Consider the following 19,574-nt stretch of genomic DNA (forward strand, 5'->3'; position numbering starts at 1 on the left):
AAGAACCCTTAGCTCTTTCTTGGCCTCTTGAGAGCTAACAGGTAGTCAATCGACAAGTCGACGCTATTATTCGCCAGCGTCAGACTTCTTTTATTTCGGTTGTTCTTAGATACACTTTCAATTTGCTTCGACCATTGTCCGAGCATGTCAAGGCTCTGCTGTATCTGCGTCTGCGAGAAGCGCTCCCCTCTTGCCTCAAAGAAATTTAGGAACTTCGATGCCACTTTGTACGGATAGAGTCCCGTCCGCTTATTGCGAGTCTGGTTGAGCGCTAACGTGCTGGCCTCAACAAAAGAAGGAAAGAAATCGCTCCATAAATCTGTATCAACACGGCTTTCCAATAAGAATTGCGCATAAGCGTTGTCCACCTTATACGTATAAAAATCCGGCCTTCTCTCCATTATCTTTTTAGTCTGCGCGAAAAAACGATCTGCCGATCTATAATCCTTAAAAGAGCGAGCAGCAATTGCATACTGAAGCCAGTAGTGAGGGCTGAATTCTTTAAATCCGATTTCGCCAGCTCGATCATAGAATTCCTCGATGCGCTCGTAGCGGTTGTTAACGCTCCTGACAATCCGCTCTATGAAAGAAAATTGCATCAATTTCGAATTAACTTCCCTATACCTCTTCGCTCTCTTGTGCTTTTCCGACGAAACTCTGATTGCTTCGAGGACAACGTCAATTTTTAGATCGTCAGAAATAACGTTCCTAAGTATATACTCGGACATTACAGGAGACCTCGCAAATATACCAACATCATTAATTGCGAAGAACTCGCTTACAAAATGATCGTCAAACGTACGTATCGTACTAAATAGATCGACATCAAGCAGTTCGCTGAAAAACTCAAATGTCGGAACTATCTCGACCATATTCAGGCAAAGAGCTAGGACTATCCCCCGCTCTGCGGAAGATAACTGATAGCTATGCTTAGAGAAAGCTACCCTGAGTCTTTCGTCAAGATATTCTGACGAAACCACACCAAGAAGAAGCGATGAAATCTCTGGCTTACAGTTCTTCTCAATAAATGCTCTCTTGTCCCTTAGGCTGCGAACGCCATCTAACTTACCCCAATAGCCGCCATGATCTAGGATACTTATCGCAGAATCGATGTCTGCAGGCTTGAGTTTATCAACAGAATATACCGCAGCACTTTCATCGACTATAGTACGTATATCCGTGCTTTTTAAATCGAATGCAGAAGTTCGCGTAGTTATCACCATCCTCAAATTCGTTATTTGGGATCTTATTGCATTAATAATGTCTTCGTTGGCTATTATCTCTTCTATGATTATTACGTGTTTATCCATCAAACTCGAGAAAAACTCAATGTCAAAAGAAAAATTATCGGTAGTTCGATTGAGAATGAATACACGGAATCTATCGACTAGCAGATATTTCGCAACTTGCTCCACAAAGAGAGTCTTGCCATTGCCAAACTCGCAATGAATTATCACCGTAGAATTCGACTTCCTAAGGGCTTCTGCAACCGCCCTAGCGTCAGATCTGTCGATAAGGTACGGCCTCCCCCCGCCAAGAGAAGACTCTAGATATTTACTTCTGCTGTAAATCCCTCTGACAAGGAGAGCGTCAACCTCACGGTCACTTACAAAATTGTCGCCCAGGTCCGATGGTAACAAGACTTCTTCAAAATTCTCCGCACCAGAAACGGAAATGGAGGGTTTGCCAGAGGAAATTACAGACTTTATCGTCTCCGAAAGCCCAAAATTTCCCACAGGGAAAACCGAACCGCTTGGGCCGCCCCTCAAGCCACAGCCACGCACTCGATCTCGATATCGAACTCCATCGGCCACGACGCCACCGGCACAAAACTCCGCGCCGGCGGGTTGGTCGAAAAATACCTCGCGTACACCCGGTTGATGGCGTTGTAGAAGCCGGAATTGACGGCGTAGATGCGCACCATCACCACCTTGTCCAGGCAGCTGCCGGCCGCTTCCAGGCAATGTTTCAGCGCCTTCAGCGACGCCTCCGTCTGGGTTTCGATGTCGCCGCGCACCATCTCACCGGTCACCATGTCTACCGGCGGCGTCGCCGAGATGAATACGAAGCCGTTGGCCCTGACCGCTGTCGAGCACGGCAGCCCGAGCGCGCGCACCTTCGCTGACATCACGGGTACTTCGATGACTTCCTTGTCCATGGTGGTCCTCCCTGATTTGTAAGCGAGCTTATCGCGGCGGCGAGGGAACGCCAGCGGCTTAGCCCTGCTGCGGATGATACGTGCAGATTAGTGCGCGGCGGCTCGGGCTGAAGAGCGCCGGGTTGGTCATTGCCAAGACCCGGTGGAAGTGCGCAGCGTCGCGATCCTTCGCGCCCCCCTCTGTCCTGCCGGACATCTCCCCCACAAGGGGGGAGATCAGCTGTCGCGTCGGCTTTTCGCCAATCACCACCGTTGCAGAACAGGCGAGGCGCCGAAACCGCCAATCTCCCCCCAAGTGGGGGAGATGTCCGGCAGGACAGAGGGGCGCCGTAGAGCACTACCGCCGCCTGTATCGCGCTCGTCTAAAACCCCCTACTGATGCGCCACCGCCAGTTCCTTCACATGCTTCTCGTGCATCTTCAGCACCGGCAGCGTCTTCTTGGCGAATTCCTTCATCGTCGGGTCGTCGCCGGAATTGGCATAGGTGGAAAACAGCGCGACCGCATCCTTATGCGCGTCGATCTGCATCTCGATGTATTTGGCGTCGAACGCCTTGCCGCTCGCGCCCTTCAATTCGTCGAGCAGCTGCTGCTCCTTGGGCTGCAGCGCCGGGCCGGCGGGCTTGATCGACGCGGTGGTCTGGCCCTGGCTGAGCGCCGCCTTGAAATCCTCGGCAACCTTGGCGTGGTCCTTGATCATATCGGCGGCGAAGGCCTTGACGTCGGCCGAGGCTGACCTCTCCTCTGCCAGCTTGCTCGACTGGATCTCGAACGCGTTGGCGTTGGGCACCGTGGCGACGAAGGTCTGGGTGTCGACCTTGTTGTCGGTCACCATCGGTCCCACGGCATCCGTATTGGTATCGTCCGACTGGGCGAGGGGCGCGCCGGCAAACAGCGCGACGGCGACCAGGGGCAGCAGCGTTTTCATCTGGAATCTCCGATCCGAAACAGCCCCTCTGCCATCCCCAACGCGGCATCGGCGTCGGGGTTGCCTCGAAAAGAAGCGCCCGGGCTGACCGCCCGCATCGCCGTCAGTGGCAGTGGGCGCAGGCTGCCGGGCGCGGGTTGCTCCACGACCCAAGGACGCCGGCCAAATGCGTTCCGACATTTTTTCATCGCCGGAACCAGCCCCCGCTTTGCGGCATTCCTGTCCATTGGCTAAAACCGTTCGGCGCGCGCAGATCAGCCCGGCGGGTCGGTGAAGCCGGGCTCGGTCGGCTCGACCACGTCGGTGTCGCGCTCCCAGCCCTCGTTTTCCAGCTTCATCGACTGGATCGCCACCGCGTTGGCGTTGGCGTCGAGTTCCGGCAGCATCTGCACTTCGGACGGCCAGCAGCGGTAGATCCTGTAGACGAGCGCCACCTGCCCAGCCTCGTTGAGGAATTCGAGGAGGACGTCCTTGCGGAAATCCTTCAGCGAAACCTCCGTGCCGACACCCATCTGCAGGTCCCAAACCTTGTTCGCCCAGCGCTCGAATTCCAGGTCGTGCGTCACGCCGCGCTCGATCGTGATCGGCTCGAAGCGGGTGATGCCGGGCGATTTGCGCGTGTTGCCGGCCGCGCCGCCGTCGCGGTGCTCGACCACCTCGGTGGTGCGCCTCAGCCCGCTGATCCGCGAAATGCCGGCGACGTATTTACCGTCCCATTTCAGCCGGAACCGGTAGTTCTTGTAAGGGTCGAAACGCTGCGGATTGACGGTGAACGGGGCCATGGCCAAATCTCCTCCGCCTCACGTCGCGTGAAAGCGGACGGGCTCCGAAACCCCCGCCCCGGAGCCCGCCTGGGAGTGGCTGACGCATGCCGGCACAGCCTCCTCCGACGCCTTGCCAGCGTCGATCCGCCGATCGGCCGCCCGGCACGACGACGCATTAGCATGCCCTAACGTCACCCAATGTGAAGGACTTCACAATGGCGGGGGCACCGTTAACCTTCCCAGCCGACCGGGGTCATGCCGAGCCGCTCGTAAAGCCTGAAGGCCGCGGTGTTCTCCACCGTGTTGGTCTTGAGATCGACATGCGCCGCCCCGCGCTCGCGGAAGGCCGCGAACACATGCCGCATCAGCGCCTCGCCGATGCCTTGCCGTCGGGACTCCGGATGGACGGCCAGGTCCTTGACGAAACCGGAGGTCCAGCAGAGCGCCGCGCCCGCCAGCAGGCCCTTGCCGTCGATCACCAGGAAGCAGAGAGCGGGATCGAACTCGGCATCGCCGGCAATGCGCGGCCACCATTCGTCGAACGGCCCGTCGGCGCCGTCGTCGAACACCTCTTCGAGCAGCGCGTGCAGGGCCTGCGCATCCCGAGGCTCGAACGCGCGCATGACGAAGCCTTCGGGCCAATGCGGCGCGGCCAGCGAGTCGTCGAGCATCTTGCGCAGGCGGATGTCGTTGGGAACCGGCGGACGGGGCGTGGTGTTTTCAGGCATGGCGCTGTCCCGAAACGCCGCGGATGACCGGACGATCCGCTCAGGCGTCGGGTGGCAGGCGGTGCCGCTTGCGGTCGACGCCGAGGCCCGTCGCCTCGAGCAGGCCCTTGCGCTTGGCGTCGTAGTAATAGCCGGTCTGGTAGAGCATGTCGGCGCGCTTGGCGTTGCCGCCCGAAACCAGCCAGGCGCCGCGCAGATACTTCACCGCGTATTTGAGATTGGTCTCGGCGTCGAAAAGGCCGGTCGCCGGCCCGTCATAGCCCATGCCGCGCGCCGTCGCGTGCTTGATCTGCATCAGCCCCCAATGTCCATGATTGAAGGCTTTCGGGTTGAAGGTGCTCTCGCGATTGACGACATGGCGCACAAGGTCGACCGGCACTTCATAGATCGCCGAATATTTCTCGATCAGCCGCTCGATCTCGCCGCGCGGACCGCTGGCGTGCTGCTCGGGCTGGCCGGGAGCCGCAAGCAGCGCCGGATTTCCCGGCACCACATAGGCGACCTGCTGGACGCCGGGCATCGGCGCGACTTTCGCCGACTGGCCGGTGAGCGGCATGGCGACGCCCGCGGTCGTGTAGACAGCCGCTTGCTTGATGGACGCCCCTTGCTTGATTGAGCCAGGACCGGTCGGCGAACCGCCGGCCGTCAGCACCGGCGGCGGCGGGAACTGGCCGGCGAGCGGCGTCGAGCCGGCGAAAGCCGCCGGCTGTGCCAGGGTCATGGCAGACTGGGGCGCGCCGGGCTGGGTGGGTGGCGGCAAAAGTGAGCCGGGCGTCGCGGGGGCGCCGGGCGTCGCTGCCATTGCAACGGCATCGCCGGTAAGCGCCGCGGTCTGTACCTGCGCCAGGCCGGAAGGCTCCGGCAGCACGGCCACCGTTTCGGGCAGCGCAAGCGTCGGCGTATCGTCCGCGACGACAGGCGTCGAGACCGCCGCGAGCGCGGGCGCGGCCTTCATCTGCGAGGTCGAGGTGCACCCGCTGAGACCGGCTGCCGCAATGAGCACGCCGACCGCGGTGATGATGATTTTAGTTGGCAAGCCGTGCGGGTCCGGTTTGTCGGTTGTTAAGAAGTCCTTACACCAGCGATTCACACCCGGCAATCGGGGCCACCCGGCGGTTTTCGGGTGGCGGCAACAGGGCGAAAATGCCATATTGTTCTGGATATGTACTCGTTTTTCGCCGTTTTGCGAAAGGAATACGCCATGAAACCCACATCTGAGATCACGGCCGGCCACGCAGTGTTAGAAACAGTGATCGGCTTCATGGGCATCGCCTGGAGCGAGAAGGGCCTGATCCGGCTTTGCCTGCCCGAGCGCAGCCGCGAAGCGGTCGAGCGCCGGCTGCTCCGCCACCCCGGTGTCTCGGCCTCGACCGACCAGCCGTCCTGGGTGGTCGATCTGATCGCCTCGATCAAAGCCTATGCGGCCGGCGAGGATGTCGACTTCTCCGGCGTGCCGGTCGATCTCGACGGCGTCGACGATTTCCGCCTGGCCATCTACGACGCCGCGCGCAAGCTCGGCTTCGGCGAGACCACCACCTATGGCGAGCTGGCGAAGCGCGCCGGCCATGCCGGCCTGCCGCGCGAGACGGGCGCCGCGCTCGGCGCCAACCCGGTGCCGCTGGTCATTCCGTGCCACCGCATCCTGGCGGCCGGCGGCAAGATCGGCGGCTTCTCGGCGCCGGGCGGCTCGGCCACCAAGGAGAAGATGCTGGCCATGGAAGGCGTTCGCGTCGGCCCGCCGCCGGCCGCGCAGGCCTCGTTCGGTTTCTGAAGGTGCAACGATGAGAGTCCGTTTCGAAACTCGCTCCCGCGAGTCAGATGACGGCGGCATCGAGAACCGGAGCGGAACGTACTTTGAGTACGTGAGCACCGGAAGCGCAGGTGACGCCGTCAGGTGGCCGCGGGAGTAGAGTTTCCAAATGGACTCTCAGTGGCGGTGGGGGAAAAATCGCCTCCGGAAATGGTCGAAGTCCGGCCGCTTGCAGATATAGACGGCACAGGATCTGGTGTCGGCGCTGGGCACATAGGCCCGTGACCTCACCTCGCCCATATTGCAGAAGCGCTCGTCGCGCACGTAGCGATCATAGAGCGGAAGACCCGGCACGCGCGTCGACTGATAGCGCAGGATGACGGCGCCCTGTCTGGCAATCGTCGCCTGCACCCGGTCGCAGCTCATGCGCGTCGGATCGTAACGCGACACCGCCTGCGCCTCGGCGGCCACGAGCAAGAAACAAGCCGCAAGCAGAATGATCTTCATGGTTCCCTTCCTTGGAACGGCAAGCATCTCATCCCTCCACAACGCGCGGCCGCTGTCAAAACTTCCATTCCCTTCGATACGGAAAGCGTGCCGGTAGAGAGCCGAGCGACCCGTCTTGTTTTCTCGCTCAAACTATCCTATATCCGCTCCATTGAATTTGGCCGATCGATCGGGCCGCGATCTTCGCGTTTGCTGACGTCTATCTCCAAAATTTCGATACCGCCGGCCGGACGTTGGTCAGGTCAAACAAAAGCAAATGTGAAGGGCATTCTAAATGGCAACTGGTACGGTCAAGTGGTTCAACGCCACCAAGGGCTACGGCTTCATCCAGCCTGACAATGGCGGCGCGGACGTTTTCGTCCACATCTCCGCTGTCGAGCGCGCTGGCATGACGAGCCTGGCTGAAGGCCAGAAGATCAACTTCGAGATCGAGCAGGACCGCCGCACCGGCAAGTCCGCTGCTGGATCTCTGAGCAAGGCAGCCTGATTTGACTTAAGCATTTTTGCGGCCAAGCACAGCGCTTGGCGTTGCGAAAGTGCGATTGAGTAAAGGCGCGCGCCGGACGAAGGTTCGGGGCGCGCGGCAAGTCACGGATGTACTGACAGTCGCGCGAGAAGCGCGCCGGAGCGGAAAGACCCGACAAGCTGGAACAGCAGATAGCTGCCAGCCCGGACCGGACGCTCCCGATCAGGCTACCGACAGAGGAAGGCGGGCAATGCCCGCCTTTTTTGTTGTCTGGATTTTGGCGATTGGCGGAGTCGGCGAAGCTGCTCCCTTCTCCCCGTCGCTATACGGGGAGAAGTGCCCGGCAGGGCGATGAGGGGCAGCGCCTACACTTCAGAACTTCTACCTCAGGACCAACTAAGAGAGGCCGGCGCCGCCCCTCATCTGGCTACCGCCATCTTCTCCCCGTAAACAGGGGAGAAGGGCGCTGTCGCCGACGCTTTCGCCAATCTCCAAGGTCGCGTCTTAAGGCGCCCACCCGATCGGCACATGGCCCTTGTCAGCCTCGACCCGCTTCAGCCAAGCGGCGACGGCCGGATAGGCGTCGAGCTGGAAGCCGCCCATCCCGGCGGTGTGGGTGTAGGCGTATAGCGCGATGTCGGCGACGCTATAGGAGCCGGCGAAGAATTCGTTCTGCTCCAGATGCTTGTTCATCACGCCGAGCGCCTTGTTGCCGCGCTCCAGCGTCTGCGCCAATCGTTCCGGTGTGGCGTCCTTGGCCCGTTCCGGGAAGGTGAGCAGCGCCTTGCGCACCGCGATATAGGGCTCATGGCTGTATTGCTCGAAGAACAGCCATTGGTAAGCCAGCGCCCGCTCGTATCTGTCGGCCGGCAGGAAGCGCGTATCCTCGGCAAGATAGAGCAGGATGGCGTTGCTCTCGGCGATGCGCCGCCCGTCGTCGAGCTCGAGCATCGGCACCATCGCGTTCGGATTCTTGGCGACATAGTCGGGCCTTCGCGTCTCGCCGGTGTGCGAGCTCACCTCGACCCGGGTAAAGGCAATGCCGAGCTTGGCCATCAACAGCCGCGGCTTGTAGCAATTGCCGCTGTCCGCCATGTCGTAAAGGATCATGCGACCCACCTCGCGCGTCCGCCCACGAAGGCTCTAACGCGCCTGGGCGGGTCTCATCCAGTGATTTGTTTTTGAGGAAAACCATCAGCGACGCTGATGCATCCTTTCGGGGCCAAGCATCCGCGTCGCTGATACAACTTTAGGATCGAGCATCAGCGACGCTGATGCAGGGGCACTACATTGTCGGCCCCGAGCAGGGTATCGACGGAAAGAGGCTCTTCTCTGAAGATCGTGCCGGCGAGCGCCGGACGGGCAAGATAAAAACCCTGCAGCAGGTCGACGCCCCCCTCGAGCGCGACGCGCAAATGCTGAGCCTGCTCGATGCCTTCGACGAGCACCTTGGCGCCGCGCTCGTGCAGCATCGCCACCAATGGCCGGAAGAAGCGCTCGGCGGCGGCATGGCGGCAGAGCTCGCCGAACCAGGCACCGTCGATCTTGACGATGTCGGGCGCCAGAAGATTGATGCGCGCCTCGGTCGAATGTCCCGTGCCGAAATCGTCGATGGCGATGCGGATGCCGTCGCGCCGCATTTCGCGCACCAGGCTGGTGAGAACGCGGTCGTCCGCCGCCTGTTCGGTGATCTCGCAGACCAGAAGGCTTGGCTCCAGTTCGAGTTCGCCGAGATGCCTCGTCATCAGCCGGATCTCGGCCAGCGCCCGCCCGAGATGGTCGTTGATCATCGGGTTGTAGTTGAAGAACAGCGACAGCCCTTCGACGCCTAAATTGCGATAATTGCCGAGATGCAGCATCCGGCACATCGTCTCGACGAACAGCCGGTCGGCCGCGGGAACGCCGTCGAAGAAGATCGACGGGGCCACCGGCTGGGCAATGCGGCGCGGTTCGATCAGTCCCTCGACGGCGACCGCCCTGAGTACCCTGCCCTGCGGCGCGAAGATTGGCTGGTAGGCGCTCCACAGCCGGAAATCGCCATAGATGCCGAACTGGAGACCGATCTCGTCGGCGAAGATCGCCTTGGCGACGTTGCGCCGCCTCTCAGGCTTGCCACTCATGGCGCGACCTTGCGCCCGAACACCCTGGCCGGCCGGACCTGCGGCGCCGGGGCGGTCGGGCTCGGAGTAGCCGGCGCCTTGCTCGCCTCGGTCGCGACCTGCGCGACCTTGCCGAAAACACGAAAGCTGGTGGGGGCAAGCTCGGGCCGGGCAAGCACATAGCCTTGCACCATCGAGGCACCGGACCGTTCGGCAAGCTCCAGCTGCCAGCCTTCCTCGATGCCTTCGAAGACTGTGCGAATGCCTTGGTGCTCGAAGCTGTGCACCATCGCCGTCAGCAACGCGAAGCCCGGGCCGGATTCCATCAGATGCGTGATCCAATGCGCATCGAATTTGACGATATCGGGCTTGAGTTCCTTGACCCGGTTGATGTCCGATTCATCGGCTCCGTAATCGTCCACGGCGATGCGGAAACCATTGGCCCTCAGCGCCTCGACAAAGCCGTAGAGCGTTTCCTGCGAAGCCGACTTCTGCTCGGTGACCTCGCACACGATGCGGCGCGGATCGATGCCGGCTTCGTGCAGCACCAGCCGCATGTCACGCAGCGCCTTGTCGGCTATGCTGCGATCGGTGAAGACCGACGGGTCGAAATTGACGAAGATGGACGCCTCTTCCGGCAGGCAGGTGCCGGCGTTGAGAAGATGCAGCGTGCGCGTCAGCGCCTCGATATGCAGCCGGTCGCCGGCCGGGCAAATGCCGAAGAAGGTCCCTGGCGACTGCAGCTCGCCGTCGCGGAACGGCCGGATCAGCCCCTCGAAAGCGGCGACCGACAGCTTGCCTTCCTTGAAGGCGAAGATCGGCTGGAACGCGCTCTGCAGCGTATAGATGCCCCAGACACCGCTCGAGGTGCCGTCATCATGACGAATGATGTGGGCAAGGCCGACGCTGCGCGACAAGAATCCCCCTCGCTCCGCGAAATCAGCGGAATTCAATCCGACATCCTGCCAGCGAAGGGTTTACCGGTCGTTGATGAATTTGTTAATTGCCCGCTCACGCCTCCTTGACCCCTGGCTCATCGCACAATGCTTGCGCTTGGCGCGGTGATGCGACATGAGAGGCGCGCCGCGGCCGCTCCTGGCCGCTTTCCTAGGAGACATTTTGTCATGGCCTTTCTTGCCGACGCCCTTTCCCGCGTTAAGCCTTCCGCGACCATCGCGGTGACGCAGAAAGCGCGCGAGCTGAAAAATGCCGGCCGTGACGTGATCGGCCTCGGCGCCGGCGAGCCGGACTTCGATACGCCCGACAACATCAAGAACGCGGCGATCGAAGCCATCCGCCGCGGCGAGACCAAATATCCGCCGGTTTCCGGCATCGCGCCGCTGCGTGAGGCGATCGCCAAGAAGTTCAAGCGCGAGAACAATCTCGACTACCGGCCGGAGCAGACCATTGTCGGCACCGGCGGCAAGCAGATCCTATTCAACGCCTTCATGGCGACGCTGAACCCCGGCGACGAGGTCATCATCCCGCGCCCTTATTGGGTGAGCTATCCCGAAATGGTGGCGATCTGCGGCGGCACGTCGGTCTTCGCCGACACCTCGATCGACAATGGCTTCAAGCTGACGCCGCAAGTGCTGGAAAAGGCGATCACGCCGAAGACTAAATGGCTCTTGATGAACTCGCCGTCCAACCCGTCTGGCGCCGCCTACACGGAGGCCGAGCTTCGGGCGCTGGCCGATATACTCATGAAGCATCCGCATGTCTGGACGCTGACTGACGACATGTATGAGCACCTGACCTATGGCGACTTCGTCTTCAAGACCATCGCCGAGGTCGAGCCGAGCCTCTATGAACGCACGCTGACCATGAACGGCGTGTCGAAAGCCTATGCCATGACCGGCTGGCGCATCGGCTATGCCGCCGGTCCGGTGCCGCTGATCAAGGCGATGGACATGATCCAGGGTCAGCAGACCTCCGGCGCCTGCACCATCGCGCAATGGGCTTCCGTCGAGGCGCTCAACGGGCCGCAGGACTTCATCGCCAGGAACAAGGCGATCTTCCAGGGCCGGCGCGACCTCGTCGTCTCGATGCTCAACCAGGCGCGCGGCATCTCCTGCCCGTCTCCGGAGGGCGCGTTCTACGTCTATCCGTCCTGCGCGCAGCTGATCGGCAAGAAGACGAAGACGGGCAAGGTGATCGACAATGACGAGGCCTTCTGCTCGGAACTGCTGGAGGCCGAAGGCGTTGCGGTTGTGTTCGGCTCGGCCTTTGGCCTTGGCCCGAACTTCCGCATCTCCTACGCCACGTCGGACGCTTTGCTGGAAGAAGCCTGCACGCGCATCCAGCGCTTCACCGCGTCGCTGACCTGACCGGAAGAGCAAGCTTCGCAGATCGGAAAAACCCGGCTCCGGCCGGGTTTTTGTTGGGCAGCTTCAGCCGCCATATTGCTCCGGCGTCACCGCTTCCAGCCATTCGCCGTGGACGCTGTCCAGCGCCTCCTGCATGGCGATATGGGTCATGGCGGTGTTCGATCCGGCGCCATGCCAGTGTTTTTCGCCCGGCGCAAAGGAAACGACATCCCCTGCCCTGATCGTCTGGATCGGCCCGCCCCAGGTCTGGGCGAGCCCGGCGCCGGAAGTGACGTAAAGCGTCTGTCCGAGCGGATGCGTGTGCCAATGCGTGCGCGCGCCGGGCTCGAAACTGACCAGCGTCGCTCTGAGCCGCGCCGGCGCTTCCCTGTCGATGATCGGCGTCTGCAGCACCCGCCCGGTGAAATAGGTCTCCGGCGCGATGATCGTCGGCACGCTGCCGCACGCAATGATCTTCATCGTTCAAATCCTCGAAATCGTTGGTTGGACAAAGGCCGCGCGCGGCGTTTCGTGACGCAGTTTCATCCGATCGAGGGGCCGTTGCAACCAGCTTGACGCTATTGCTGAACAACACCCTCATCCTGACGTTCCAGCATTACCCAAGCTGCGGCATTAGACTGTCCGAATATTGTCATAAACCGTTGCTTTTTAACCATAAAAGCGCAACCTGCGTTCCACCGTCAAAGAACAGCTCGAAGCGAAAAGCCGCACTCAGTGTTTTTTAACGGCTGAGGTCTTAGCCATGCCGCGTGCTGTGGGGGCGCGGACATGAGTATCTTGGCAACGATCAAGGATCACAGCGGCCGCATCTACCGCGGCATCCAGGCCCTGCTCGTGATGAGCATCGTCGCCATCGGCCTCGCGGCTTTCGCGCTGACGGAGGATACCTCCCGCGCCGGCGCGCTGGCGATGTCGGCGGCATCGACATTAGTGGCGCTCCTGGTGTTGATGTATATGCGCTCGAGCGTCGTCCAGCGCCTGCAGTCGGCGGAAGACGCCGAAGCCGAGAAGCACCGCCTTCTCACCGTCGATGCCATGACCGGCGCCATGACCCGGCGCTATTTCGTCGAAGCCCTGCGCGACCGGCTGGGCGGCTTGCGCAACCGCCGCCAGGCCAGCCTGCTTCTGATCGACCTCGACCATTTCAAGCAGCTCAACGACACGTTCGGCCATCAGTTTGGCGACCTGGCGCTGGCGCATCTGGTCGCGGAGGCGCAGCGCATCTTCGAGGATGGCGTCATCGGCCGGCTCGGCGGCGACGAGTTCGGCGTCCTGGTTCCGCACGGCGACGTCGCCCTCATCCACAAGGATGTGCGTCGTCTGCTGGATGCGATGCGGGCCGGCAAACGGCATGAAGGCAAGATCATTCCGTTGTCGATTTCGGTGGGCGTCGCGCTTGCGCCGCTGCATGCCTCGAACTGCACCGAACTGATGCTGCTGGCCGACCTCGCGCTTTACGAAAGCAAGGCGGGCGGCCGCGGCCGCGTCACCGTTTTCGACGAGGAGATGCTGTCGGACAAACGCTATCGCCGGCTGGTGGAACGCGAGCTGCGCGCCGCGGTCTATCTTGGCGAATTGGAACTGCATTACCAGCCGATCGTCGATACCGACGGCTCGGTCGACGCGCTGGAGGGATTGATCCGCTGGCGCCATCCCGTCCGCAGCCTGATCTCGCCGGCCGAATTCATCCCGATCGCCGAGCGCTCGACGCTGATCGACATGATCGGCGAATGGGTCTTCAAGCGCGCCTGCGCCGATATCGGGCATTTTCCCGGACGGCGCATCTCCATCAACGTCTCCGGCGAGCAGCTGAAGCGCGACGAGATCGTGACGATGTGCGACCGGGTCCTGCGCGAGACCGGACGGTCCGCGTCGCAGTTCATCATCGAGATCACAGAGACGGTGGCGACGGCCGCGACGCCCGAGGTGCTAAGGCGCATCGAGGCGCTGCGCGGCCTCGGCTTCCACATCGCCCTCGACGACTTCGGCACTGGGCATTGCGGCTTCAACTACCTGAAGTCGCTGCCCATCGACAGCGTCAAGATCGACCGCTCCTATATAAGCAGCCTCGCCCATGACCAGGTGGCGCAGATCTTCGTTTCGGCGCTTGCGCAGATCGCGCGCATCCAGGACATAACCATAGTCGCCGAGGGCGTGGAAACGGCGGCGGAATTCACCCTTGCCAAGACCGCCGGCTGCGGCCGCTTCCAGGGCTATTTCTTCGGCAGGCCGGCGCCCCGCGACAAGGCAAGCGCGCTGTGCGCCACCGCTCACGAACCGCTGGCCCTGACTGCCTGACGAACCCAAGCCGGCGAACATCCTATTTTTCTTGCCCTCCCGGCAAACCCGTGTGACGATGGTTTTGGGTAGGGGTGTATAAACCCCGCCCGCGACGGCCGAACAGGCCGGCCGCCGCTCTGCACAGGGTGCGATCGGACGCAAAACCGGTTTCCACTTTTGCTGATCGCTCTCTTGGGAAACGCCTGAGTGGAGGTCAGCCATGGGTACTCGCGCCGGAGGACGACGCACGGGACCGAAATGCATCGCCATAGTCGGTCCCTTTGCAAGCGGTAAGACGACACTTCTCGAAGCCATACTCGCCCGCACGGGCGCCATTCCCCGCCAGTCGCCCGTTTCATCGGGCAACACCGTTTCCGATCATTCGCCCGAGGCCCGCGCCCACGCCATGAGCGTCGAGGCGACATTCGCCACCACCGATTTCATGGGCGAGCAGCTGACCTTCGTCGATTGCCCCGGCTCCATCGAATTCGCCTTCGAGGCCGAACCCGTGCTTGCCGCTTGCGACCTCGCGGTCGTCGTCGCCGAGGCCGACGAGAAGAAGATCCCGGCGCTCCAGCTCATCATGCGCAAGTTGGATGATCTCGGCGTTCCGCGCATCCTGTTTCTCAACAAGGTCGACAAGGCGATTGCGGGCGTGCGCGAGACGCTGAAGATGCTGCAGCCGGCAAGTTCGGTGCCGCTGCTGCTGCGCCAGATTCCGGTGCGCAAGGACGGCGTCGTCATCGGCTCGATCGATCTGGCGCTGGAACGCGCCTACATCTACCGCGAATACGCGGAGAGCGAAGTCGCCGAGATTCCTGGCGACGACAAGGCGCGCGAACTGGAAGCGCGTTTCTCCATGCTGGAGACGCTCGCCGACCATGACGATCACCTGATGGAGCAGTTGCTGGAGGAGATCGAGCCGCCGAAGGATGCGATTTTCGACGATCTCTCGGCCGACCTGCGCGGCGGCGCCGTGACGCCGGTGCTGATCGGCACCGCCGAGAAGGGCAATGGGGTGCTGCGCCTGTTGAAAGCCATTCGCCACGACGCTCCGGATGTCGAGGCGACGAGGAAGCGCCTTGGCGCGCCGGGTGGCCAGACGGTGGTGCAGGTGATGAAGACCATCCACACCGCGCATGGCGGCAAGCTCTCGGTGTCGCGCGTGCTCTCCGGCCAATTGGCCGACGCGGCCGAGCTTTACCTTTCCAATGGCGACACAGCGAAGGTTTCCGGCATCTACAGGATGCTCGGCAAGGACCAGTCGAAGCTGACCTCCGCCAGGGCGGGCGACACGGTCGCGCTTGGCAAGCTCGACAACGTCAAGACCGGGCAGACGCTGAGCTCGGCCAGGGGCGGCATCCGGCCTCTGGTCGCGCTCGAGCCGCCGCAGCCGGTCTTTGCCTTCGCGCTTCGCCCCAAGGAGCGCAAGGACGAGGTCAAGATGTCGGCGGCCATCCAGCGGCTGGCCGAGGAGGACCCTTCGCTCAGTCTGCGCCACAATCAGGACTCCGCCGAAACCGTCCTGTCGGGCCACGGCGAAATGCATCTGCGCGTGGTGCGCGAGCGCCTCGAGGGCAAGAACCAGATTCCGATCGAGGGCCATACCCCGGCGGTGCCCTATCGCGAAACCATCCGCAAATCGGCGCAGCAGCGCGGCCGCCACAAGAAGCAGTCCGGCGGCCACGGCCAGTTCGGCGACGTGGTGATCGAGATCAAGCCGCTGCCGCGCGGCACCGGCTTCCAGTTCTCCGACACCATCACCGGCGGCGTGGTTCCCAAGACCTATATCCAGTCGGTGGAGACCGGCATTCGCGACTATCTGAAGACGGGTCCGCTCGGCTTCCCGGTCGTCGATGTCGCCGTCAATCTGTCGGACGGCTCCTACCATGCGGTCGACTCCTCCGACATGGCCTTCCAGATGGCGGCGAAGCTGGCGATGAAGGAAGGCATGGCCGCCTGTTCGCCGGTCCTGCTGGAGCCGGTGATGAAGGTCGAGATCGTCACGCCCTCCGACGCGACCTCGAAGATCATCGCGCTGATCCCGCAACGCCGCGGTCAGATCCTCGGCTATGACGCACGGCCCGACTGGCCGGGTTGGGACGTGGTCGAGGCGACCATGCCGCAGTCGGAAATCGGTGACCTGATCATCGAGTTGCGCTCGGCGACGGCCGGCGTTGCCACCTACAAGGCCGCTTTCGACCATATGGCCGAGCTGACCGGCCGCCTCGCCGATGAGGCGATGAACGCCAACGGCAAAGCTGCCTGAACAGGTCGGCCGCCTGACCGGTCGTTCTGTCGAAGATATGAAAACGGCGTCCGGATGATCCGGACGCCGTTTCTATTGCGGACCGTTTTCCTGGGAGGCAATGGCAGGTCCGCCGCATCCGGAAAAAAAGGTTCGGACGCGGCGCTTGCCTGAGCCCGGTCATCCGAGTGATGCCCCCATCTCTCGAAGCGACCAACCGCGTCCTATGGTCTACTTAATCGATAGACTGCGGCCGCGACATGTTACCCGATGTTACATGTCACTGTTACGTGGGGGATTCAGCCGTTTTCTTGCCGGCTCGAAGGCTCGCGGGCAACAAAAAAGCCGGATCAATAAAGATCCGGCTGAGTTTGATTGGAAGTGCCGATTAGGGCTAACCTCCAGAGGGGAACACTCAAGGGCGCTAATGGGAGGAGAACGCGCCCTGGAGATACGACTATATATGTGCTCATCATGCCCAAGAAACAAGCATCTATTTTGCAACACACGCATGCAAAAAGACGCAGGCTGTGGTCCAACCTATCTCCGATGCCCATAGGACCAGAAAAATCGCCGATTTCGCGGCATTTCCGGGCCGAAAGCGACTGCTAAAATGCAAAACCGAGCCGATTTTGCTCCGAAATATGCAAGTCGGCACAATGATGCCGATTTCGGCAGGCCGAGTTTATTTTCACGGCAGGAGACCGATGATGCGACCTTTTTCAGCAATCGCCGGCAGCGCGCTGTTCCTTGTCGCAGCACCCGGCGCTGTCGCCGGGCTGGTGCCATGGCTGCTGACCGACCACTATCGCAACCCTCTGTCGGCGGTGCCCGCCTTCGTGCCCGCAGGCTCGATCCTCGTCGTTGGAGCGGTCGCCATCCTGCTTCATGCCTTCGCCCGTTTTGCGCTGGAGGGCCTCGGCACACCCGCTCCCGTGGCCCCGACCGAGACGCTGGTTGTCGGCGGCATCTACCGCCACGTGCGCAACCCGATGTATGTCGCCGTGCTGGCGATCATCCTCGGCCAGGTTCTCATCTTTTCGAGCTGGGCGGTTATGGTCTACGGCCTCATCGCCGCGGCGGCGATGATCTCCTTCGTCAAAGCCTACGAAGAGCCGACGCTCGCCGGCCGCTACGGCGCGGAGTACGAAACCTATCGCCGCGCCGTCCCCGGCTGGCTGCCGCGGCTAACGCCGTGGCGTGGATGAACGGCACCCCTGAGCTAGTACGACCAGCTGCGCGCCTTCGCGATGATGAAGTCGCGAAACACATGCAGCTTCGCCTGGTTCTTCATCGCGTCGGGATAAGCGAAATAGGTGTCGAAGGACGGCACCTCGGTCTCCGGCAGCAGCTGCACCAGGTTGGTGTCCTTGCTGATCACGTAGTCGGGCAGCATGGCGATGCCGGCGCCGCCCTGCACCGCTCGCTTGATCGACAGGATGTCGTTGATCTGCAGCGTCGGCACCCGCTGCGCGCCCTCGAAATCGCCGACAGTCTCCAGCCAGTTCAGTTCCGACAGATGCGAAGGCACCGGCACACCGAAGGTGACGATGCGATGGTTCCTGAGCTCGGCGATCGAGGCCGGCTTGCCGAATTTGGCTATATAGGACGGCGCCGCATAGAGGTGGAAATGCACCGTGAACAGCCGGCGCTGGATCAGGTCCGGCTGCTGCGGCTGGCGCAGCCTTATGGCGCAATCGGCCTGGCGCATGGTGAGGTCGAGCTCCTCATTGGCGAGGATCAGCTGCAGGCTGATCTCGGGATAGAGCTCGATGAATTCCTGCACGCGTTCGGTCAGCCAGCCGGCGCCCAGGCCTACCGTGGTCGTGACGCGCAACACGCCCGACGGCCGGTCCTTGGTCTCGGTCAGCCGCGTCTTGATGGTTTCCAGCTTCATCAGCACGTCATGCGCCGTGCGGAACAGCATCTCGCCCTGTTCGGTCAGCACCAGGCCGCGCGCGTGGCGGTGGAACAGCGCTACGCCGACATCATGCTCCAGCGCGCTGACCTGCCGCGAGATAGCCGATTGCGACAGATGCAGTGTCTCGGCGGCATGGGTGAACGACCCAGCCTCCGCCGCTGCGTGAAATACGCGTAGCTTGTCCCAGTCCAGCGCCATGATTCCCCTCGCGTTGCCTTTGGCGTCTGAATGAAAAATCAGGCTTTTAAACGGCTTTTTTCAGCCGATTTGTCATTCCGCCGCTTCGCGGTGAACCTCGATGCCGGCCAGATATTTTTCCGCTTCGAGCGCCGCCATGCAGCCAAGCCCCGCCGCCGTCACCGCCTGGCGGTAGATATCGTCGGTCACGTCGCCGGCGGCGAACACGCCGGGCACGTCGGTGCGGGTCGAATTGGGCGCGGTCCACAGATACCCGTTCGGCTTTTGCTTCAGCTTGCCTGCGAAGAGTTCGACCGCCGGCGCGTGGCCGATTGCGACGAACACGCCGTCGACAGGCAGCTTCGATTCCTGGCCGGTCACGACGTTGCGCAGCGTCAGACCTTCAACCGACGGCGGCAGCGGCGCCTTACCTGGACGTCCGGTGATCTCGTCGACGACCGTGTCCCAGATGACGCGGACATTGTCCTTCTTGAGCAGCCGCTCGCGCAGGATCCGCTCGGCGCGGAAGTCGCTGCGCCGATGGATGACGGTGACGCTCTTGGCGAGGTTCGATAGATAGAGTGCTTCCTCGACCGCGGAATTGCCGCCGCCGATCACAGCGACGTCCTTGCCGCGATAGAAGAAGCCGTCGCAGGTGGCGCAGGCTGAAACGCCGAAGCCCATGAAGGTCTGTTCCGAGGGGATGCCCAGCCACTTCGCCTGGGCGCCGGTCGCGATGATCAGCGCGTCCGCCGTGTAGACGGTGCCGGAATCGCCCGTGGCGCGAAAAGGCCGCACGTTGAGGTCGACCTCGGTGACGATGTCGTTGATGATATCGGTGCCGACATGCTCGGCCTGCTTCAGCATCTGCTCCATCAGCCAGGGGCCCTGGATCGGATCGGCGAAGCCTGGATAGTTCTCGACATCGGTGGTGATCATCAGCTGGCCGCCCTGCTGCAGGCCGGCGACCAGCATCGGCTTCAGCATGGCGCGGGCGGCATAGACCGCTGCCGTATAGCCGGCCGGGCCGGAACCGATGATGAGAACGGGTGCGTGTTTTGTGTTCATGAAAAAGTCCCCTGCGGCTCGAAGCCGTGGCTTGTCGCGGTTAATGTAAGGGTTGCCAACCATGGCAGCAAGACGAACGGGCCGTCGTCCCCGGAAAGCTGCGATCAACAGGGTATTCGCCAAAATCGCGGCTTTTGTTACGCCTGAAAAATCG

General features: G+C 61.9%; 19 protein-coding genes. 6 read left to right on the plus strand and 13 right to left on the minus strand.

Annotated elements, in window-relative coordinates; translation table 11 throughout:
- Window positions 1-8: 8 nt before the first annotated feature.
- The 6 genes from DPM33_RS18315 to DPM33_RS18345 all read right to left on the minus strand — a co-directional run bounded on the left by DPM33_RS18315 (window position 9) and on the right by DPM33_RS18345 (window position 5,613).
- Window positions 9-1,784: a hypothetical protein gene (locus tag DPM33_RS18315; RefSeq protein WP_146770279.1), complete on the minus strand. Its 1,776-nt coding sequence runs from the start codon at window positions 1,782-1,784 to the stop codon at window positions 9-11.
- Window positions 1,766-2,158, minus strand: coding sequence for a Rid family hydrolase (locus DPM33_RS18320; RefSeq protein ID WP_112098848.1), 393 nt, complete (start codon window positions 2,156-2,158; stop codon window positions 1,766-1,768). Before DPM33_RS18320 ends, DPM33_RS18315 begins: the two co-directional genes overlap by 19 nt.
- Before the next feature lie 372 nt (window positions 2,159-2,530).
- Window positions 2,531-3,085 carry a DUF4142 domain-containing protein gene (locus DPM33_RS18330; RefSeq protein WP_112098849.1) on the minus strand — a complete coding sequence of 185 codons (555 nt, stop codon included), beginning with the start codon at window positions 3,083-3,085 and terminating at the stop codon, window positions 2,531-2,533.
- 254 nt (window positions 3,086-3,339) lie between these two features.
- A complete protein-coding gene (locus DPM33_RS18335; RefSeq protein WP_112098850.1) occupies window positions 3,340-3,867 on the minus strand; it encodes a phage tail protein in 528 nt (175 codons plus the stop codon).
- A 212-nt stretch (window positions 3,868-4,079) separates the two neighbouring features.
- Window positions 4,080-4,577 carry a GNAT family N-acetyltransferase gene (locus tag DPM33_RS18340; RefSeq protein WP_112098851.1) on the minus strand — a complete coding sequence of 166 codons (498 nt, stop codon included), beginning with the start codon at window positions 4,575-4,577 and terminating at the stop codon, window positions 4,080-4,082.
- Window positions 4,578-4,617: 40 nt separating this feature from the next.
- On the minus strand, window positions 4,618-5,613 hold the full coding sequence (locus DPM33_RS18345) for a lytic transglycosylase domain-containing protein (protein WP_112098852.1): 996 nt from the start codon (window positions 5,611-5,613) through the stop codon (window positions 4,618-4,620).
- Window positions 5,614-5,778: 165 nt separating this feature from the next.
- On the opposite strand from DPM33_RS18345, the gene DPM33_RS18350 reads away from it, so the two are divergent.
- On the plus strand, window positions 5,779-6,348 hold the full coding sequence (locus DPM33_RS18350; RefSeq protein ID WP_112098932.1) for a methylated-DNA--[protein]-cysteine S-methyltransferase: 570 nt from the start codon (window positions 5,779-5,781) through the stop codon (window positions 6,346-6,348).
- A 156-nt stretch (window positions 6,349-6,504) separates the two neighbouring features.
- On the opposite strand, the gene DPM33_RS18355 is transcribed toward DPM33_RS18350, so the two are convergent.
- On the minus strand, window positions 6,505-6,834 hold the full coding sequence (locus tag DPM33_RS18355; RefSeq protein WP_112098853.1) for a hypothetical protein: 330 nt from the start codon (window positions 6,832-6,834) through the stop codon (window positions 6,505-6,507).
- A 274-nt stretch (window positions 6,835-7,108) separates the two neighbouring features.
- On the opposite strand from DPM33_RS18355, the gene DPM33_RS18360 reads away from it, so the two are divergent.
- Window positions 7,109-7,321, plus strand: coding sequence for a cold-shock protein (locus tag DPM33_RS18360; RefSeq protein ID WP_027168154.1), 213 nt, complete (start codon window positions 7,109-7,111; stop codon window positions 7,319-7,321).
- 483 nt (window positions 7,322-7,804) lie between these two features.
- Here the strand turns inward: DPM33_RS18360 and DPM33_RS18365 are convergent, their stop codons facing one another.
- The 3 genes from DPM33_RS18365 to DPM33_RS18375 all read right to left on the minus strand — a co-directional run bounded on the left by DPM33_RS18365 (window position 7,805) and on the right by DPM33_RS18375 (window position 10,316).
- The gene (locus DPM33_RS18365; protein ID WP_112098854.1) at window positions 7,805-8,410 is read right to left on the minus strand and encodes a glutathione S-transferase family protein; all 606 of its coding nucleotides are present in this window, start codon (window positions 8,408-8,410) and stop codon (window positions 7,805-7,807) included.
- A 152-nt stretch (window positions 8,411-8,562) separates the two neighbouring features.
- Window positions 8,563-9,420: an EAL domain-containing protein gene (locus DPM33_RS18370; RefSeq protein WP_112098855.1), complete on the minus strand. Its 858-nt coding sequence runs from the start codon at window positions 9,418-9,420 to the stop codon at window positions 8,563-8,565.
- Window positions 9,417-10,316 carry an EAL domain-containing protein gene (locus tag DPM33_RS18375; protein ID WP_112098856.1) on the minus strand — a complete coding sequence of 300 codons (900 nt, stop codon included), beginning with the start codon at window positions 10,314-10,316 and terminating at the stop codon, window positions 9,417-9,419. Before DPM33_RS18375 ends, DPM33_RS18370 begins: the two co-directional genes overlap by 4 nt.
- A gap of 207 nt (window positions 10,317-10,523) precedes the next feature.
- Between DPM33_RS18375 and DPM33_RS18380 the strand changes: the two genes are divergently transcribed.
- Complete coding sequence (locus tag DPM33_RS18380) at window positions 10,524-11,726, plus strand: pyridoxal phosphate-dependent aminotransferase (RefSeq protein ID WP_112098857.1); 1,203 nt, start codon at window positions 10,524-10,526, stop codon at window positions 11,724-11,726.
- A gap of 63 nt (window positions 11,727-11,789) precedes the next feature.
- Here the strand turns inward: DPM33_RS18380 and DPM33_RS18385 are convergent, their stop codons facing one another.
- Window positions 11,790-12,185 (minus strand): (R)-mandelonitrile lyase, encoded by a 396-nt coding sequence (locus tag DPM33_RS18385; protein WP_112098858.1) that lies wholly within the window; start codon window positions 12,183-12,185, stop codon window positions 11,790-11,792.
- A gap of 309 nt (window positions 12,186-12,494) precedes the next feature.
- Between DPM33_RS18385 and DPM33_RS18390 the strand changes: the two genes are divergently transcribed.
- From DPM33_RS18390 to DPM33_RS18400, 3 genes are all read left to right on the plus strand, one after another.
- On the plus strand, window positions 12,495-14,024 hold the full coding sequence (locus DPM33_RS18390) for a putative bifunctional diguanylate cyclase/phosphodiesterase (protein WP_112098859.1): 1,530 nt from the start codon (window positions 12,495-12,497) through the stop codon (window positions 14,022-14,024).
- 202 nt (window positions 14,025-14,226) lie between these two features.
- Window positions 14,227-16,275 carry an elongation factor G gene (locus DPM33_RS18395; protein ID WP_112098860.1) on the plus strand — a complete coding sequence of 683 codons (2,049 nt, stop codon included), beginning with the start codon at window positions 14,227-14,229 and terminating at the stop codon, window positions 16,273-16,275.
- Window positions 16,276-16,964: 689 nt separating this feature from the next.
- Window positions 16,965-17,462 carry a methyltransferase family protein gene (locus DPM33_RS18400; RefSeq protein WP_112098933.1) on the plus strand — a complete coding sequence of 166 codons (498 nt, stop codon included), beginning with the start codon at window positions 16,965-16,967 and terminating at the stop codon, window positions 17,460-17,462.
- Window positions 17,463-17,476: 14 nt separating this feature from the next.
- On the opposite strand, the gene DPM33_RS18405 is transcribed toward DPM33_RS18400, so the two are convergent.
- A complete protein-coding gene (locus DPM33_RS18405) occupies window positions 17,477-18,373 on the minus strand; it encodes a LysR family transcriptional regulator (protein ID WP_040989587.1) in 897 nt (298 codons plus the stop codon).
- Between the two features lie 72 nt (window positions 18,374-18,445).
- Window positions 18,446-19,420, minus strand: coding sequence for a thioredoxin-disulfide reductase (gene trxB, locus DPM33_RS18410; RefSeq protein ID WP_112098861.1), 975 nt, complete (start codon window positions 19,418-19,420; stop codon window positions 18,446-18,448).
- Between the last annotated feature and the right edge of the window lie 154 nt (window positions 19,421-19,574).

The sequence above is a fragment of the Mesorhizobium hawassense genome, from assembly GCF_003289945.1.
Lineage (GTDB): Bacteria > Pseudomonadota > Alphaproteobacteria > Rhizobiales > Rhizobiaceae > Mesorhizobium > Mesorhizobium hawassense.